This window comes from Pseudomonas sp. MM213 (assembly GCF_020423045.1).
Lineage (GTDB): Bacteria > Pseudomonadota > Gammaproteobacteria > Pseudomonadales > Pseudomonadaceae > Aquipseudomonas > Aquipseudomonas migulae.
The window spans coordinates 4,745,489-4,761,297 of the sequence record NZ_CP081943.1 but is presented as its reverse complement, the minus strand read 5'-3'; the positions used below and the strand labels follow the sequence as shown (position 1 = coordinate 4,761,297).

The window sequence follows — 15,809 nt, the reverse complement described above, 5'->3', positions numbered from 1 at the left end:
GCCACGGTGCAAACTCCTGCTGCTTAATTCGAATAAGGGGAACGGTAAGGGCTGACCGGCATCGCCATGCGACCGGTGAAGTCTTCAAACATGTACCGCAGGTACAAACCACCGGTGAATTGCTTGTAGTCCTGGGCGTTGTCCAGGCCGAAGCTGCCGCCCAGGAAGACGTTGTCGCCAAAACGGTACTCGGCGGCCGCATTCAGGTTGTAACCGACGCCTGTCTTGTTCTGTCCCGAGTACTGGGTCGGCACAATGATCCCGGCCGTGGCGTACTGCTGCGAAACCTGACTCAGCACGCTTTGCATGTCGTTGTCGTTCGGGAAGTACGGCGTCGCATCCTGCTCGATGTGCTGTACGCCGACCGAGCCCTTGATCGAGTAACTCAAGCGATCGGTGCGTTGCGACCAGCCAATCGGCACGCCGATGGAAAAGAAGTTTTGCGGGCTGAAGTAACCGCCGTTGCCGTAGGTGAAGTTGCCCTGGTTCTTGTCGTAGCTGATGCCGGTGAGGCTCAGGCCGGCGGTCAGCTGACGGCTATCGTCATTGAGCAAGTACCAGTAGACACCGGTGCCGGCCTCGGCACGGCTGTTGGATTCGACGTGGTTGCCCACCAGTTTGTGCAGGCCACCGTAGCCATAGACGCCGTAATCGCCATTGTCATAGCTGAGCTGCAAACGCCCGCCATTGGCGGTGACGCCGCCCCATTCCAGACCACTGCGGGCGTCTCGCGCACCGGCGAAAGACACCAGGCTGTCGGTCACCGGGCGCCGCGACAGGCTCAGGCCGTAGCGGAAATCGCTGCCTTCGGTGAACGAGCGATCAATGCTGATACCACCGACCACGGTGCTGTAGAGGAAGCCCATAGGGCTTGCGCCCAGATCGGTTTTCAGCCCCAGCGACGGGTTCTCGTAAGCCACGGCCAGGCCGACACCCGTGTCCTTTTGGCGCCCGATCGGGCCGCTGATCTGATTACGCAGAAAATCGGTCTGGACCGGGTCCGTGTTGTTCGCCAACTGGGCTTGCAACGCGGCCATCTGCTGCTCATTGAAACCACCGAAGCGCGACTTGGCGGGATCACTGATGCCACCGGCGTTCAGCGACACCGGCGTAACGCGCAGCGCCAGACGGTCATCGCCCAGCGGCACACTGATTTCCAGCGGCGTTTCGACGTCGGTGATTTTGCTCAGGCCCGACTCGCTGTCATTGCTGCGGATGGTCACGCCTTGAGTGACACGCGGGCTGCGCTCCTGATCAATCTGGTCCAGCGCACTTTGCATCGCTTGGCGGGCTTCAGCCTGCGGGTCCGTCGGCTTGGCCGGGGCCCGCGCGGGTTGCACAGCGTAAGCGCCAGCGCTGCCATTGCTCGCCAGGGCATTGGATAGGGCAGGCTCGGCCTCATCCGCCGCCTGCGCAACTTGCACCTGTGCGGGCGCCGGAATTTGCGACAGCGTAGCCTCGGCCAGCCGCGATTGACTGCGTTGGCCGGCCTTGCCCACGAACGGGTTGGCAGCCACGGTCCCGGCAAACGGATTGGCGTCTTCCTTGCTCGGCGCTTGCAGTGCCAGGGCGCGCGCATACAGCTGTGCGGCCTTGGCGTTCTTGCCTTGGGCGCGATACAGACTGGCGGCGGTGGCGAGAATCGGCGCATCGTTCGGCGCCAGTTCCAGCGCCTTGTCCATGGCTTTCTCGGCGCCGCGATAATCGCCGGACTGATTCAAGGCCTGGGCCATGCCGATCTGCAACTGCGGATCATTCGGTGCCTGGTCGAGCAACGGTTGATACAGCTCGATGGCTTTTTTGGCGTTGTTGTTGGCCAGGTACATGCGTGCCAGCGCTCCAACCGCCAAGGGGTCGTTCGGGCGCTGAGCCAGGGCCGGCGCGAGCGTGTCGTAGGCAGCCACGAGGTCGCCCTTTTCCCGCAACAGATCGGCCTGACGCACGGTGTAGAGGTACAACAGTTGGTCGTAGCTGCGCTGATCCGCCGCCGCCAATGGCTGGCTCTGCAGCTCGTGCAGGATCTGATTGACCTGCACGTCGTCACCGGTCTTCAGCAGCACGCCGGCGTACGCCAGGCGCAGCGACGCCGACGGTGTGCTGCTTTGTGCCATGGCGTTGCGCAGCATCGACAACGCGTGTTCGGTATCACCGGCATCGACGTACGCCGAGGCCAGCATGCCCAATGATTCGGGTTTGCCGTTGGCCGCCAGTTCGGCACGACGCAGCAACGTGATGGCTTGGCTGCGGTCACCTTGTTTGGCCAGGGTCGAGGCCTGGCTGGCCAGGGATTGCACTTGAACCTCGTTGGCCAGTTGTTGCATCGCCGTGCTGCGCTGGCTCACCGGGATGCGCTCCAGCGTGCTTTGCGCGTTCGACCACTCACCCAACTGGCTCAGTAGCAGCGCGCTGACGTACAGCGCATCGACGCGCTGCGGATCGGCCTTAAGAAGCTCCGCCATGGTCTGCCGGGCTTTGTCCGGGGCCTTCGCTTGCACGTACAGACGCGCCAGGTCATAGCGCGTCCAGACATTCTGCGGGTCGTTGCGCACGGCTTCCTGTTGCGCGGCAATCGCGCCGTTGAGGTCGCCGCTACGCTCGGCATTTTTCGCCTGGCCGACCGCGACGGCGGCACGCAATGGCCGCAAATCGCCAAGGCGTTTTTGCTGGGCCGGGTTCAGCCCTTCGATCATTCGCAACCCTTGGCTGGCCTGACCGTTTTGCGCCAGCACGGTGATCAGCCCCAGCAGGGCCGCTGGGTTTTCATTGTCCAGGGTCAGTGCCTGACGATAGCTCGCCTCGGCATTGTCCAACTGGTTCTGCTCCGCTTGCACACCACCCAAAGCGACATAGCCTTCGACTTGTCGCGGCTTACTGGCGATGGCCTGTTGCAACAGGCTGCGCGCCCGCACCAGGTCATGGTCGGATTTGGCCTTGTCAGCCTGGCCCAGCAGATCCCAGTAACGATTGCTCTCCAGCGCCGCTTGCCAGCGCGGGTTGCCGCCACGGCCTGCGGCACGCTTGAGCAGTTCATTGGCATCGCTCAAGCGGCCCTGACGCTGACGAACGATCCCCAGGCCGCCCAACGCGTCGGCGTCCTGCGCTTGTTCTTTGATTCGTGCCAGAAAGGCTTGCTCGGCGACATTCAACTGGTTGTCCTGAAGCGCCTTGAAACCGCGTGCCAGGTTCGGATTCTGCTGGGCAGCCACGGCAGCCGTGCCACGGCTGTTCATTTGCGTGCGAATCTCGGCGTCATCCGGATTGGCCTTGAGGTACTCCTCAAACAACGGGATCTCCGCCGCTCGTGGCGAACCCAGCCACACCAGACCCTCGCGCCAACTCTCGGTAGCCTCACCGCCCAGTTCGGGCAGGGTCGACAGCTGACCCAAGCGACGAATACCGTCGGTACGAGTAGCCTCGTTGCGCAGCAGCAGCTTGGCCAAAACCAGTTTGACCTTGGCGTTGTCCGGGCTTTGTTGCAGCAAACGCTCCAGGCCCTGGCGCGACTCAGTCCAGCCGCCGGTCGAGTAACCGAGGTAGTTGTAGAACTCCAGGCCCAGCTCCCCTTGAGGTGCCTTGCCCGCGAAGATCTGCCGATAAATCGGCATGGCCTTGTCCAGCTCGCCCGCCGTTGCCAGCAGGCGCGCCTGCTCCAACTGATCGAGATTGTTGCCGCTCTGCAAGGCGATGGCCTGTTCCAGCAACAACGTTTGCGATTCACCGGGATGGGATTGCTTGAGCTGATCCAGGTAGCGATTGGCACCCGCAGGACGGTTGGCCTTGAGCTCCAGCAAGCCCAGACCGTAAATCGCATCGGCTTGCTGCGGATCGATCAGCAACAGTTTTTTCCAGGCTTCGGTGGCCCGGACCTGGTCACCTTGTGCCTGCCAGTATTGCCCCTGTTGCAGCAGCGCCTTGCCGGCGCCATTGAGCTCGGCAAAGCTGCTGCTGTGGATCAGGGCGGCGAAAACCCCGAAGGCTATGGCGTGACGGCGCGCTGGCATTGCTTCTCCCACATCGGTTGCAACTTCCCGTGATCGAGGAAGTGGTAGCGGTTGTCCATGTAGCCCAGCGAAAACAGGCTCAGTACAAAAAAGTAATAGGGTGGCTGCTTTGCCTGGACCGCTTCGGCGGTCAGGGTCTGGGCCATCAGTTGCTGCACGCGCAAGGCCTGTTGCTGTTGCAGCGACGCATTGCCCAGCGCTTTGAAATACGGCAGCAGCGCGGCGGAAAAACCGAACGGGCCGGCACCGCTGCGCTGACCACTGAGCACCTGGACTTTCTCCGGCGGCACACCGTCGGCGAGCGTGGCGGCGAGCATGCCGCCCAGGCTGCCGAGCAGCGGTTTGCGCAGCGGGTCCTTGACCGGCATTACGCCCGCCCACAGGTACGTGCGGATCGCATCGTAACTGCCCAATTCACCCTTGACCGGGTCGACGATGAACTCGCCCTTGCCCGGCCCGGTGCGGCGATAACTGACCCAATCGGCAACGAAGCCTTTGTAGCTGACGGCCTTGATCAGGGTCGCGGTGTTCGTGGCGATTTCCGCCCACGGTCCGTTGCGATCGATGTCGGCGAATCGGCGCAGCACCGGAATCGGCAGGTAACTGGGGTTGAGCTGCCACAGCTCAGGCTTGTTGAGGTCGGGTTTGATAAATCCGAATTTTCCCGGCATCAGCATTTTGCCCAGCCCCGGCAGGTCCTCGACCTCCTGGGTGACAACGTTGTGCAGGATCTGGCGCGCCGCCTGGGTGTAGGCGTCGCTCTGCCAAAGCCTCCCGGCTTCGAGCAACGCGTAGGCGAACCAGAGATCGGCGTCTGACGCCGAATTGCTGTCCAGCAGGCGCCATTGGCCCTGCTCGTCCAGGCCCCAGAACCAACCCGGCAGATTGTTCTTGATATCGCCCTGGGCGAGGTTGTCCTGACTCCAGCGCCACAGCTTGTCAAAGGTGACCCGGTCATTCGCCACCAGGGCGAAGAACATGGCGTACGACTGACCTTCAGACGAGCTGTGACGTTGCGGCGTGCTGGCGTCCAGCACACGCCCGTCGGGTTGCACAAAGTGCTCGACGAACGTCTGCCACAACGGCCAGGTCGATGCCTCGCAACGTTGCGCCTGAGCGGTGGCGGGCAGCAGCCATGCCAGCAGCAGCGTCGACAGCGCGATCACGGCGGCACGGCACGGGCGTTTACGGGCGAAGGCGGGCACGCTCATCACACCTCAAGACGTCGTTTGGCGCGGGCACGCAGCGACACGTACGCCAGACCACTGAGCAGCACGATGGCCAGCCCGGTCAGCGCAAACATCCAGCCCACATGCCGCGACAACATCCATTGCACGTACTTGAACGGCCCGAGTTCGCCGACGTAGTACTGCTCGTCCGCCACCAGCGCTTCGATGGATTTGCCGCGAACCACCACCAGGCTGCCCTGGATCGACTGGGTGTATTCCTCGCCACCGACCAAGGCTTTGGTCGCTTCGGTGAGGCCTTCCGGCCGGTCGCTGGCAATCACCACGACGCTGCGACCGCTCTTCAGCGGCGACTCGAAACCGGTCAGGTACGTGCTGCGCTGCCCGCCGGAAAACGCCATGGCCAGCCGTGCCTTGCGCTGGTTGGCATCCGGGTCGGGGCTGAACCAATCCCGTACGCGCATGGGCAAGTCGGACAGTTCGAAACGTTGCTTACCGTCATTCCCGGCCGCCGGCAGACGGTCGGCCCACTGGGTCAGCAACGGCTGGTTGGCACCGGACGCCAACACCAGCAGATCCTTGTCGGCAGCCGTCGCGACCTGCGCCGCTTGCGTCACCTGTACACCGGTGGCCGGGTAACCGGTGGACTGACCAAACCGTCCGAGCACCGTGAGGTAGGCATCCAGGTCAGTAGCCCCGGCGCTGTCCGGCAGCACCACGGCGGTTTGCGACAGGTCGGCCAGGCGGGTGAACGGGAAGCCTGCATCCTTGAACACGCCGAGGTTGGGCATGGCCATGAAGTGGTCGTAGCCGCGCAGGTCCAGGGTCGATTCCGGGTCCACGCTGCCGCGCATGTTGTCGATGATGATGTCGCCGCACTCGCCCTGTTTGATGTAATCGAACATGTAGCGCAGTTGCAGGCGCGATTGCAGGGCGACCGAGTTCAACGGCAGGCGCACACGAACTTCGCGGGCCAGGCTGTCGTTGGTCTTCAGCGCGCTGAGCACACCGCTGTCGAGTTTGTCCTGGGACGGCAGGTTGCGAGACTGAATCAGCCCGTCGTTGAAGCTGACAATGAACGACGAGTTGGAGGATTTCTCTTGCGGGGTGTAGCGGTATTTGAGGTCCAGCGGTGCGCCTTCGTCGCGCCAGGTGAACAGGTCTGGCGGGAAATTCAGCGGCACGGTGATCTCGCCGGGGTTGTAGCCGGCGACATTCAATTGCTTGGCCGCAATCAACTCACCCAGCTTGACCGGACGATCGGTGGGCAACCAGTTCGGTGCATCGTACGGCTTGCGTGGCTGCACGTTGTCGAGATGGTCGATCACCACGCGGCTGCCCGACAACGCCTGACTGCCCAGCACCAACGCCGTCGCGGCGCGCTTGAGTTCCGCCCCGTCGCGACCGGTGATCACCAGCAATTTGCCGTTCGCATCGTTGGGATTGCTCATCAGCGTCAGGGTCGGCCCTGTCGCCGCCGGCAGCGTCAAACCACCGAGTTGCAGCGCATCAGGACCACTGAGCAGCACCACGGCATTGCCGCTGGCCGGCAGTTGGTTGAAGCGCGAGGAAAACACCGCGCCGCGATAGCTGGCCTGGGCGCCGAACCACGACGACAGTGCGCCGGCGGCTTCCAGGGTGCTGTTGTCTGGCGCAGCGGCAAACACAAACGGCAAGCTCAGCTGACGCGCATCCCGACGGTCGAAAAACGGCAACGGCAGGATCGCCAGATCGTCCGGCAAGGTCAGTGGCGACACTTGAATGTCGAGCTGACTGTTGTTGCTGATCCTGGCCCACAGGCTGGAGTGCTGCGGGTCTTCGCAACTCATCGAATAGTGGCCGACGAACTGCAGGCTCAAACGGTTGAACTCGGTGATCAGGTGAGCGGGAATCTCCACCACCTGTTTTTGCATCGCCCCGGCGTTTTCCTTGGGCAACGGCAGGCTGGCGGCCACCTCATCGTTGACCATCACGTTGATCTGCGAAAGGTCGGCCAGCAGCGCAGGGGAATAGGTGTATTGCAACGTCAGGTGCGCGCCGGTCACGATCGCATCGGCGCGCACGTCGAAGTTGACGCTGTCGGCGGACTCGACGCCGCGCAGGGTCATCGGATAGTTCCGGCCCAGCTGCTTGAGCGTCAGACTGTAGTTGCCGGCACCTGCCGTGGCACTGGTCGCCGGCGCCGTTTCGGCGAACGCCGCGACACCACTCCCCAACGCCAGCATGGTGCAGGTCGCACGAGCCAGAGCGCGGCGAACACCGCGCAGGTTACCGACAGCGAAAGACTTCGAGTTCATCACTTGTCCAGAACGTTTTCTAAGAGGGGTGGGGGTGGACGACGGTTGCGCAGCCATGCCCGCGCTTCCAGGACCGTGGCCTTGAAGAGTTCGTAGATACCGCGCAGGCCAATGGCACTGACGTCACGCAACGCCACCAACGGCGTGTCGACCTGACCGCTGCCCCAGGTCGACGCCCAGGTGTCGGCGCGCGAGAAGGTCAGGCGCACCAGTTCGCTTTGCTGGCGCAGCGTCAACTGATCGAACTGCGCGCCCAAAACGGTGCCGCGACTGAACACAATCACCGCCGGGAACACGCTCAGGTGTTGATTGCGAAACAGCGAGATCTGCACCCGCTCGCCCTGGGGAACCGTCACCCCGTCAGGCAAACGGAAGCCCAGGCCTTTTTGCGAGAAATCGAGAGTGGTGCCTTCGATGACACTGCCGTCGGCACGGGTCAGGCGCATCGGCAACGCCGCCGCAACCCGCGGCTCGGAACGCATCTGCCGGGTTTCACTGGCCACCGCCACCGAGGCGCTGGTGATGATGATGTTGTAAACGGTCCAGGCCAGGTTGATCAGGATCGTGGTCGCCGCATCGTCCGCGCCCTCCATCAGCTTCACCACACCGATGATCATGCCGACGACGTTCAAACTCAGCAGGATGATGTAGGGGCGCGCCAGCTTCCATTCGAAGTACTTCTTGTCGATGATCCCGCCCTTGTCGGTCACGTTGAAGCCGCCGAACTTGGGATTGACCAGCGCCATCAGCACCGGGCCCATGATGTACCAGGCCAGTACCGTCTCGTAGACCTCGTTCCAGAACGAATGGCGGAACCGCCCCTGAATACTGGAGTTGGTCAGGCTGGCGTGAAGGATGTGCGGCAGCACATAAGCGGTAATCATCAAGGCCGAAGCGTGGTAGATCCGCGCGTCGAAAATCAGAAAGGCCAGCGGCGCGGTAAGGAACGCCAGACGCGGCAAACCATAGAAAAAGTGCAGCATCGCGTTCACGTAGCACAGACGCTGGCCCAGGCTGAGGCCTTTGCCGAACAGCGGGTTATCGGTGCGAAAAATCTGCGCCATGCCCCGTGCCCAGCGAATCCGCTGGCTGATGTGGCGCGACAGGCTTTCCGTCGCCAGGCCCGCCGCCTGAGGAATGGCCAGGTACGCGGTGTTGTAGCCGGCACGGTTGAGTTTGAGCGCCGTGTGGGCGTCTTCGGTCACGGTCTCGACGGCCACGCCACCAACTTCCAGCAACGGTTCACGGCGGATGACGGCACAGGAACCGCAGAAGAACGTCGCGTTCCACAGGTCGTTGCCGTCCTGCACGAGGCCGTAGAAAAGCTCACCTTCGTTCGGCACGGAACGGAAGGTGTCGAGGTTTTTTTCGAACGGGTCAGGGGAGAAAAAGAAGTGCGGCGTTTGCAGCATCGCCAGCTTCGGGTCCTTGAGGAACCAGCCGATACTCACCTGCAGGAAAGAGCGCGTGGGCACGTGGTCGGCGTCGAAAATCGCCACGAACTCGCCACTGGTGACCTTCAACGCTTCATTGAGGTTGCCTGCCTTGGCGTGGCGGTTGTTGTCGCGAACGATGTAGTTGACGCCGATCTGCCCGCAGAACTCGCGAAAGTCCTCGCGGCGCCCGTCATCGAGAACATGCACGCGCAATTTGTCGCGAGGCCAGTCGATGGCCTGAGCGGCGAAGATCGTGACTTTGACGATATCCAGTGTTTCGTTGTACGACGGGATGAACACATCGACCGTCGGCCATTCACTGGGCGGGCCGCTCATCAATATCGGTTTGCGGCGCAGCGGCCAGGCGGTCTGGATGTAACCGAACACCAGCACGATCATCGCGTACAGCTCGGCCATGACCAGGCCGTAGCCAAACAGCATGTCCAGCCAGCCTTCGAAACCGAGGGTGGACGTCAGCCGCCAGTACAGGTAGCGCAGGGATGCCGTCAGTGACAAACCGATCAGCACCATCACCGTCAGGCGCCCCGGAATCTTGCGCAGTACCAACGCGGTGGCGAAGCAACCCGCCGCAAAGAGGCACTGCGAATACAGATCGAACGGCACTGTGATGATAAAAACAGCCATCAGCGCGCACATCAGCGTGACGCCGAGGATCAACGCTCGACGCAATGCCTTGGGCAAACTGTCTACGCGTTCGGACAGCGCCTGCGCCCAACGCTGCGATCGCGTCAGGGCTTCGGTATCGGGAGCTGAGGCTGTAATCACGAAGCGTACGACTCCGCGATATCCATCGATTTCAGTTGCGCCTTGAGCGTGTCACTCAGGACTCGCATGTCTCGGCAGGCCGGGGAAAAGCCCGGTTCCAGCAACGGGTTTTGACCGTACGCCAACGCCTCACCGATGCTGTGATCCAGCGCCACGACCCCCAGCAGATCATTACCGAGACGGCGCTTGAGCACCTCTTGCATATCCCGGCAAAACGCTCGGGAGGCGTCGAACTGATTGATCACGTAATTGCACAGCGGAGCCTGCCCCCGGGCCTTGCGTTCGTCGAGCAAGCGCTGCATCGGGTCCAGTGTCTGGAAGCACGCGGCGTCGGCGGTCACCACCACCAGCACCTGATCAGCCACCATCAAGGCCTGGTCCAGGTAAGCCGTGCGACCCGGTGGTGTGTCGAGGATCACCACGTCATTTTCGCCGAGCGCCATGTTCGCCAACTGACGGGCCAGCCAGAATCGATCGTTTTCCAGATAGCGTTCCAGCGTCCGGCGTTCATCTTCAGTGACCGCACCATAAGGCAGCAACAATGAGCCTGCCGGCCCGGCCAACAGCAGTGAATTCCAGTTTTCACCCTGCAGGCTGGCGTTGGCCATGCCCGCCACATCCGGCTCGGCACCCAGGTGATGCTGCAAGGCGTTTTGCGGATCGAGGTCGATGGCCAGCGTCTGACCGTGCTCAACCCGCAACAGGGTAGCCAGCGCCGAAGCCAGGGTGCTTTTGCCAACACCGCCCTTGCCCGATATCAACGCGATGACATACGCCTTGGTTTTGCTCGGACGGCCATGAGGCAGCACCTGGCGCAGCGCCTCTTCGTTGCGTGCCTGCGCTTCTGCCTGACGCGCCAGCGCGACCTCGGCCAGTAAATGGCGAAGCGGCGCAGCAACCTGGGGGATTTTGACGGGCGGCAGTTCAGCCTCAACATGTATCGCACGTTCGACCGGTGCGGCTTCAACCACCTCAATAGCGGCCTGAGGGGCTTCAATCACCACGGACGCAGGCGTAGTCGGCACCAGCGCCAACGGCTTTTCTTTGTAGTCAAAATGGCTATCGAATTCGAGATAGCTGTCCGCACTTGCCCCGAACCTGTTGAACAGGTTCGATATATCGTCTGTACGATTCATAGACTGCCCGAGGCGCTTACTGAGATAGAACACGAAGCTCGTGACGGTCCGTCGAGGTGAGCCACTAAAATGATATCGTCAATATTTTGAACTACACTAGCGTAATACTTAATCGCGATCAAAATTATTTTTTAATCGCCATTTTTTTGACTTAGCGCTGTTTTTTTGGCTGCAGATCTATGCATGCATTCACCGAAAAAACGGCTCGACCGGACGGCGCGCGATTATCCACTCAAGCCTGAACGGCCGCTCATTTTGGCGCCGAATGGCAGGCTCATTCAGTCGCTGACAACATCACGAACACAAGTAACAACGGAGCAATAAGCGGACCATTTACCCTGGCAATTAACGAACAGACGTTTAGTTGTTTCGTATATATCTTTTAAATCAATTAGTTACTTAGTTCATAAGCATGTTTTGCCACGGTTTGACATCCAGCCACCGCTCCGTTGGCTATGCTGCTGACAGACCTATGCGGGTCATTCATGAGGGATGCTCTATGTTCTACGTGCAACGCAATGCAGACGGCCAACTGATGCGCGTGGAAACCGAGGCCTATGCCGGGTCTACCGAAATACTCCCGGCCGACCATCCCGATCTTCAAGCCTGGTTTGCCAGCGAAGTCATGGCGACCAGCCACAAACAACTTCAGCAAATCAAACAACTCAAGCAATTGAGGCAAAGTGACCTGGACATGATCCGGGTACTCGACGACCTGATTCAGGTGCTGACCGATAAGGGCGTGATCCGCGTCACCGACCTGCCGGCCGCCGCACAGGCCAAACTGATGGACCGGTCACAGGCCCGGGAAGCGTTGGGTGGGTTGAGTAATCTGGTGGATGAGGATGATTCGGGGTTGATCTGATCCAACCTTTGTCGTTTTCTGTGCTGACGCCATCGCCGGCAAGCCGGCTCCTACAATGTTTACCGGGTTGTTCGCGATGGTGATCTTCAGATCTGATCACTGCCAGGGCTTGGGCTCACCAATCAACTGCCCCTGCACACCGTAAATCCCCATCTCGCGAATCACCGCCAGCTCCCCATCCGTCTCGACCCGCTCGGCAATCAACGGCAAGTCGATGCTGTGCGCCGCCCGCTGAATCGCCTCGATGAACAAACGCTTGTCGCTCTCCTGATCAATCGCGCGGATGTAAACGCCGTCGATCTTCAAATACGCCAACCCGAGCCGTGCCAGGTTGCCGATCATGCTGAAGCGCCCGCCAAAGTGTTGCAGGCTCAACGAAAAGCCGAGTTCACGTAGGCGCCGTGTCAGCTCTTCCAGCTCAGCCTGCTCTGGCAGTTGTTCCTCACCGATTTCCAGCGTCAGCCGCGACCCCAAACTGGAATGCGCACGCAAAATATCGAAGAGTTGACTCAGCGCCTGCGGATTGGCCAGCGTCGCCGAGGACAGGTTCAGCGCCAACGACGCTTCATGGTCGGCCATCTGCTCGAGCACCCGCTCCAGCATCAGGCGGTCCAGGCGCGCGGCCCAGCCGAAACGCTCAAGCCACGGCAAGAACCGGCCGGCGGGGATCGCCTGGCCCTGCTCGTCGATCAGGCGTGAAAGCACTTTGTAATGCAGCACCCGCGTCGTGTCCTGACTGGCCACCACCGGCTGGAAATACAGCTCGAAGCGCTGCTGACTCAGCGCCAGATCGAGCAAGCTGTGCCAGGCATGATGATCATCGCCGACAGGGGTCGACGTTGCGCGGTCCAGGCACACCCATCGGGAATCGCCCTGGCCTTCGGCCTGCGCCAGTGCCTGATCCGCCAGCCCGAGCACCGCTTGCGGGGCATCGCCATACACAAACGGCGCCAGCCCGATGAAAGCCACGGCGGCCACGTCGGTGGCGCCGGTCGCATGCAGGGTGACCAAGGCGCTGTCGAGGTTTTGCGCCAGTTGCAGCGCTTCTGCGCGCAGCAATCCCGGCGCCAGCACGGCAAATTCACCACCACGGATCCGCGTGACAAGGTTCAGTGTTTCGGGGTATTTGGCGCACTCGCGGGACAGTTGCTCGCCGACCGCGATCAACAAATCATCGGTGTGTTGACCGCCCAGACGCTGATTCAGCCCGGCGAGGTCCTTGACCCGTAGCAGCAGCAAATAACCCGAACTCGCCTGCTCCGGATTGCTCACCCGCGCGTTCAATTGCATCTCGAAATAGCGCCGGTTGGCCAACCCGGTCAGGTTGTCCTGATAGGACTCGGCGCGCAGTTTTTCACTGCGTTCGGCCTGCTCCTGGAACAACGCCTTGAGCTTCTCGACCATCTGGTTCATGGCCTGCACCACCCGGCGCAATTCAGGTGTGCGCGGCAGGTCCGGCAGGCTGAGGAATTCGCGGCGGGCAATGGCGTGGGATTGCTGGACCATGTAGTCCAGCGGTTTCAATTGCCGACGCAACAGCAACGCCCCCAGCGCCGCACTCACCGCGCCGCAAAGCAGCAACCAGCCGAGACTGCCCAGTGCGCTCTGCCAAAGCTTGGCCAGCGCGAACATCGGATGGCTGACCACTTCGACCCGCGCAGCCTGCTCCCAGCCACGGCTGACAATCGCATCGCCGCCCGCCGGTTCCAGGCCGATCAGCTTGATGAACCAGTCCGGCACATTGGTGACCGCCGGGATGCCGTTGCGTTCGACCAGCGTCTTGTCGTTCGACAGATCGACCACGCGGATGCTCGCGTAGTAACCGCTGTCGAAGATCGAGCTGACCAGCAGCTCGACCATCGCCGGGTCATCGATGTTCGGCGTCAACGACAGCGCCAACGCCGTCGCGGCGTCCTGAGCGTGGGAGCGCAACTGGTTGACGTACTGGGTGCGCGAGCTCTCGAGGCTGACCATGAAGCTGCCGGTGAAGGCGACCACCAGGAACAGACAAATAGCGATCAATAGCTGTTTGAACAAAGACATCTGAGCGCGTGCTCCTAGTTAATCGTTTCGACCGGGAATCCTTCCGCCTGCATTTTCTTCAACACATCCTGCCAACGGGACAACCGCTTGGTATCGCCCACTTTCTTGTTGCCCTTGGCACCCGGCAACCACAAGCCTTCGGCATTGAAAGCGTAGACGGGCAACAGATCGGTACGTTGGCTGGCGGGCTTGATCGCATCGATCAGGCTGTCGAGCACCAGCGGCATGGCGTCGGGGCTGGCGTAGTAGGTCAGCACCATGTGCGCGCGATTGAGGCTCAGGGCCTTTACGTAAGTAATGCGCAACTTGTCACTGGAAACGCCGAGGCGGCGCAGGCTGAAATACTTGGCGATGGCGAAGTCTTCGCAATCACCGGCGCCTTTCCACAGGGCTTCGATCGGGGTTTCCCAATAATCGACCTCGTGCCACAGGTCGATGTCCTCTTCATAGCGCATCTGTTTGTTGAAGAATTGGTTGACCACATTGAGCTGGTCCAGCTCACTGAGTTGCTTCTGCGTTGCCAACAATTGCTGCCAGGCATCGATGCGCTGCTGACCCTCGCCCAATGGCCCGTACAACGCCTGCGCCCGACGGCTGATCAGGGAAAAATCCCAGTCGGCGTGCAGGCCGCCCGAAATGACACCGGCCAGCAGCAACGCGCAGCACAACCAGCGCAAGGTCCGAGGGATCGCGAAACGTGCCGCCAATGCGAGGCATCCAGGGTGGGCAGGTGGAATCGATTGATGTTGAAGGTTAGCCTGTTAAATAACAATGGCACGGTGAGATCACTGCGGGCCGACTAAACTTGAAGTGTGACCCTGTGTGCGTTTGACAACCTGTCAGGCAGTCACTAGTGTCCTCTTGGATCCAAATTATCTCAGTCATTCAGGGTGCGTTGTAGTGACACAGAAGCCCAACCCTCTCAGCAGTATCAAGGTCAACGGGCCGATTCCCGCGCATTTGGCCCGCTCGGTCATCGAAGAGACCCTGCGTGCCGCCATTCTCGATGGTCGCATTCCTTGCGGCACGGCCCTTCGCCAACAAGACCTGGCCGACCTGTTTGGTGTCAGCCGCATGCCGGTCCGTGAAGCCTTGCGCCAGCTCGAAGCCCATGCACTGCTTAACGTGGTCGCCCACAAAGGTGCGGTGGTCGCGCCACTGGTTCAGGGCGACGCCGTCGAGACTTACGCATTGCGCATCCTTCTGGAGTCCGAAGCCCTGCGCCTGTCGATCCCTTTGCTCACCAACGAAGACTTCGAGCAGGCGGCCCGCTACATCGACGAACTGGAAACGGAACACGATTACACCGAAATCGGCCGGCTGAACCGCCTGTTCCACATGTCGATGTATTGCAAGGCGCCTAACCGTCGGCTCTTGAGGCTGGTCGAAGACGGACTGAACGAAGAGGAACGCTTCCTGCGCTTCAACCTGGAAGCCATGGGCCTGGGCAAACTGTCCCAGGAAGATCACCGTGCGCTGCTGCGGGCGGTGGAAGACCGCGACATCGAGCGTTCGGTGAAGCTGCTCGAACATCACCTCAACCGAGGTGTCGAGGTCATCACCCGCTATCTCGAAAGCCCCGAAGCGCAAAGCAGAAAAACCTCGAAATAAATCACCCCGGCAACGGCGCGAGCAGGTCGACCTGCTCGCCCGCGCTTGCCGCGCCTGCACATCCTTTCTGCCAAACCCGCCCCTTGCACTGACCCTATGACGCGTCGGTGATAGCGGCTGCCTTGATTTACGCTCACTCTTGGGCTGCCAACGAATAACAAACGGGCGACGCACCGCATGAGCGGCGCAGTCCCCGCATCAAGAACCTAAGGAAGGAGTCTTGCCACGGGAAAGGAAGCATCGGCGTCCCGGCCAACTTCCACCCCTCAAATCACACTAACGATCACCCTTAGAAAGTTGCTTCGAGTGAGGCATTCACTCTTTATTTCGATTTCGACTTATATAAGCCGAAAGGAGCAACTACGCCCAAATAAAACTTATTCAAAAAGTCTTATTGGAACTTGTCACGCTCGAAAAAGTTAAACTTTAAAATAGTATAAAAATAAC

The 15,809-nt window shown here is 61.0% G+C and carries 9 protein-coding genes; 2 read left to right on the top strand and 7 right to left on the bottom strand.

The features are described from left to right. Positions 1 to 23: 23 nt before the first annotated feature. The 5 genes from K5R88_RS21790 to bcsQ are packed head-to-tail and all read right to left on the bottom strand — an operon-like array spanning position 24 to position 10,843. Positions 24 to 4,001, bottom strand: coding sequence for a cellulose biosynthesis protein BcsC (locus K5R88_RS21790; RefSeq protein WP_226298323.1), 3,978 nt, complete (start codon positions 3,999 to 4,001; stop codon positions 24 to 26). Next, positions 3,977 to 5,212, bottom strand: a complete 1,236-nt coding sequence (bcsZ, locus tag K5R88_RS21785; RefSeq protein ID WP_226298322.1) for a cellulose synthase complex periplasmic endoglucanase BcsZ — start codon at positions 5,210 to 5,212, stop codon at positions 3,977 to 3,979. The genes K5R88_RS21790 and bcsZ overlap by 25 nt, the downstream gene beginning before the upstream one ends. After that, positions 5,212 to 7,485: a cellulose biosynthesis cyclic di-GMP-binding regulatory protein BcsB gene (bcsB, locus tag K5R88_RS21780; protein WP_226298321.1), complete on the bottom strand. Its 2,274-nt coding sequence runs from the start codon at positions 7,483 to 7,485 to the stop codon at positions 5,212 to 5,214. Before bcsB ends, bcsZ begins: the two co-directional genes overlap by 1 nt. Then, entirely contained in the window at positions 7,485 to 9,707 is a 2,223-nt protein-coding gene (gene bcsA / locus K5R88_RS21775) for a UDP-forming cellulose synthase catalytic subunit (protein ID WP_008039607.1), read from the bottom strand. Before bcsA ends, bcsB begins: the two co-directional genes overlap by 1 nt. Then, positions 9,704 to 10,843: a cellulose biosynthesis protein BcsQ gene (bcsQ, locus tag K5R88_RS21770; RefSeq protein ID WP_226298320.1), complete on the bottom strand. Its 1,140-nt coding sequence runs from the start codon at positions 10,841 to 10,843 to the stop codon at positions 9,704 to 9,706. Before bcsQ ends, bcsA begins: the two co-directional genes overlap by 4 nt. A 499-nt stretch (positions 10,844 to 11,342) precedes the next feature. Here bcsQ and K5R88_RS21765 point away from each other — a divergent pair, with 499 nt between their 5' ends. Next, complete coding sequence (locus K5R88_RS21765) at positions 11,343 to 11,708, top strand: tryptophan synthase subunit beta (protein ID WP_192226609.1); 366 nt, start codon at positions 11,343 to 11,345, stop codon at positions 11,706 to 11,708. A 96-nt stretch (positions 11,709 to 11,804) separates the two neighbouring features. On the opposite strand, the gene lapD is transcribed toward K5R88_RS21765, so the two are convergent. Together lapD and lapG are read right to left on the bottom strand one after the other, a co-directional pair. Further along, complete coding sequence (gene lapD / locus K5R88_RS21760; protein ID WP_223451078.1) at positions 11,805 to 13,751, bottom strand: cyclic di-GMP receptor LapD; 1,947 nt, start codon at positions 13,749 to 13,751, stop codon at positions 11,805 to 11,807. Between the two features lie 14 nt (positions 13,752 to 13,765). Beyond that, on the bottom strand, positions 13,766 to 14,458 hold the full coding sequence (gene lapG / locus K5R88_RS21755; RefSeq protein ID WP_192226605.1) for a cysteine protease LapG: 693 nt from the start codon (positions 14,456 to 14,458) through the stop codon (positions 13,766 to 13,768). Between the two features lie 193 nt (positions 14,459 to 14,651). Between lapG and K5R88_RS21750 the strand changes: the two genes are divergently transcribed. Next, complete coding sequence (locus K5R88_RS21750) at positions 14,652 to 15,362, top strand: GntR family transcriptional regulator (RefSeq protein ID WP_008039600.1); 711 nt, start codon at positions 14,652 to 14,654, stop codon at positions 15,360 to 15,362. Positions 15,363 to 15,809: the final 447 nt, after the last annotated feature.

Coding starts and splice junctions, on each gene's coding strand:
- K5R88_RS21790 (WP_226298323.1), bottom strand. CDS start 4,001: ATGCCAGCGCGCCGTCACGCCATAGCCTTCGGGGTTTTCGCCGCCCTG.
- bcsZ (WP_226298322.1), bottom strand. CDS start 5,212: ATGAGCGTGCCCGCCTTCGCCCGTAAACGCCCGTGCCGTGCCGCCGTG.
- bcsB (WP_226298321.1), bottom strand. CDS start 7,485: ATGAACTCGAAGTCTTTCGCTGTCGGTAACCTGCGCGGTGTTCGCCGC.
- bcsQ (WP_226298320.1), bottom strand. CDS start 10,843: ATGAATCGTACAGACGATATATCGAACCTGTTCAACAGGTTCGGGGCA.
- K5R88_RS21765 (WP_192226609.1), top strand. CDS start 11,343: ATGTTCTACGTGCAACGCAATGCAGACGGCCAACTGATGCGCGTGGAA.
- lapD (WP_223451078.1), bottom strand. CDS start 13,751: ATGTCTTTGTTCAAACAGCTATTGATCGCTATTTGTCTGTTCCTGGTG.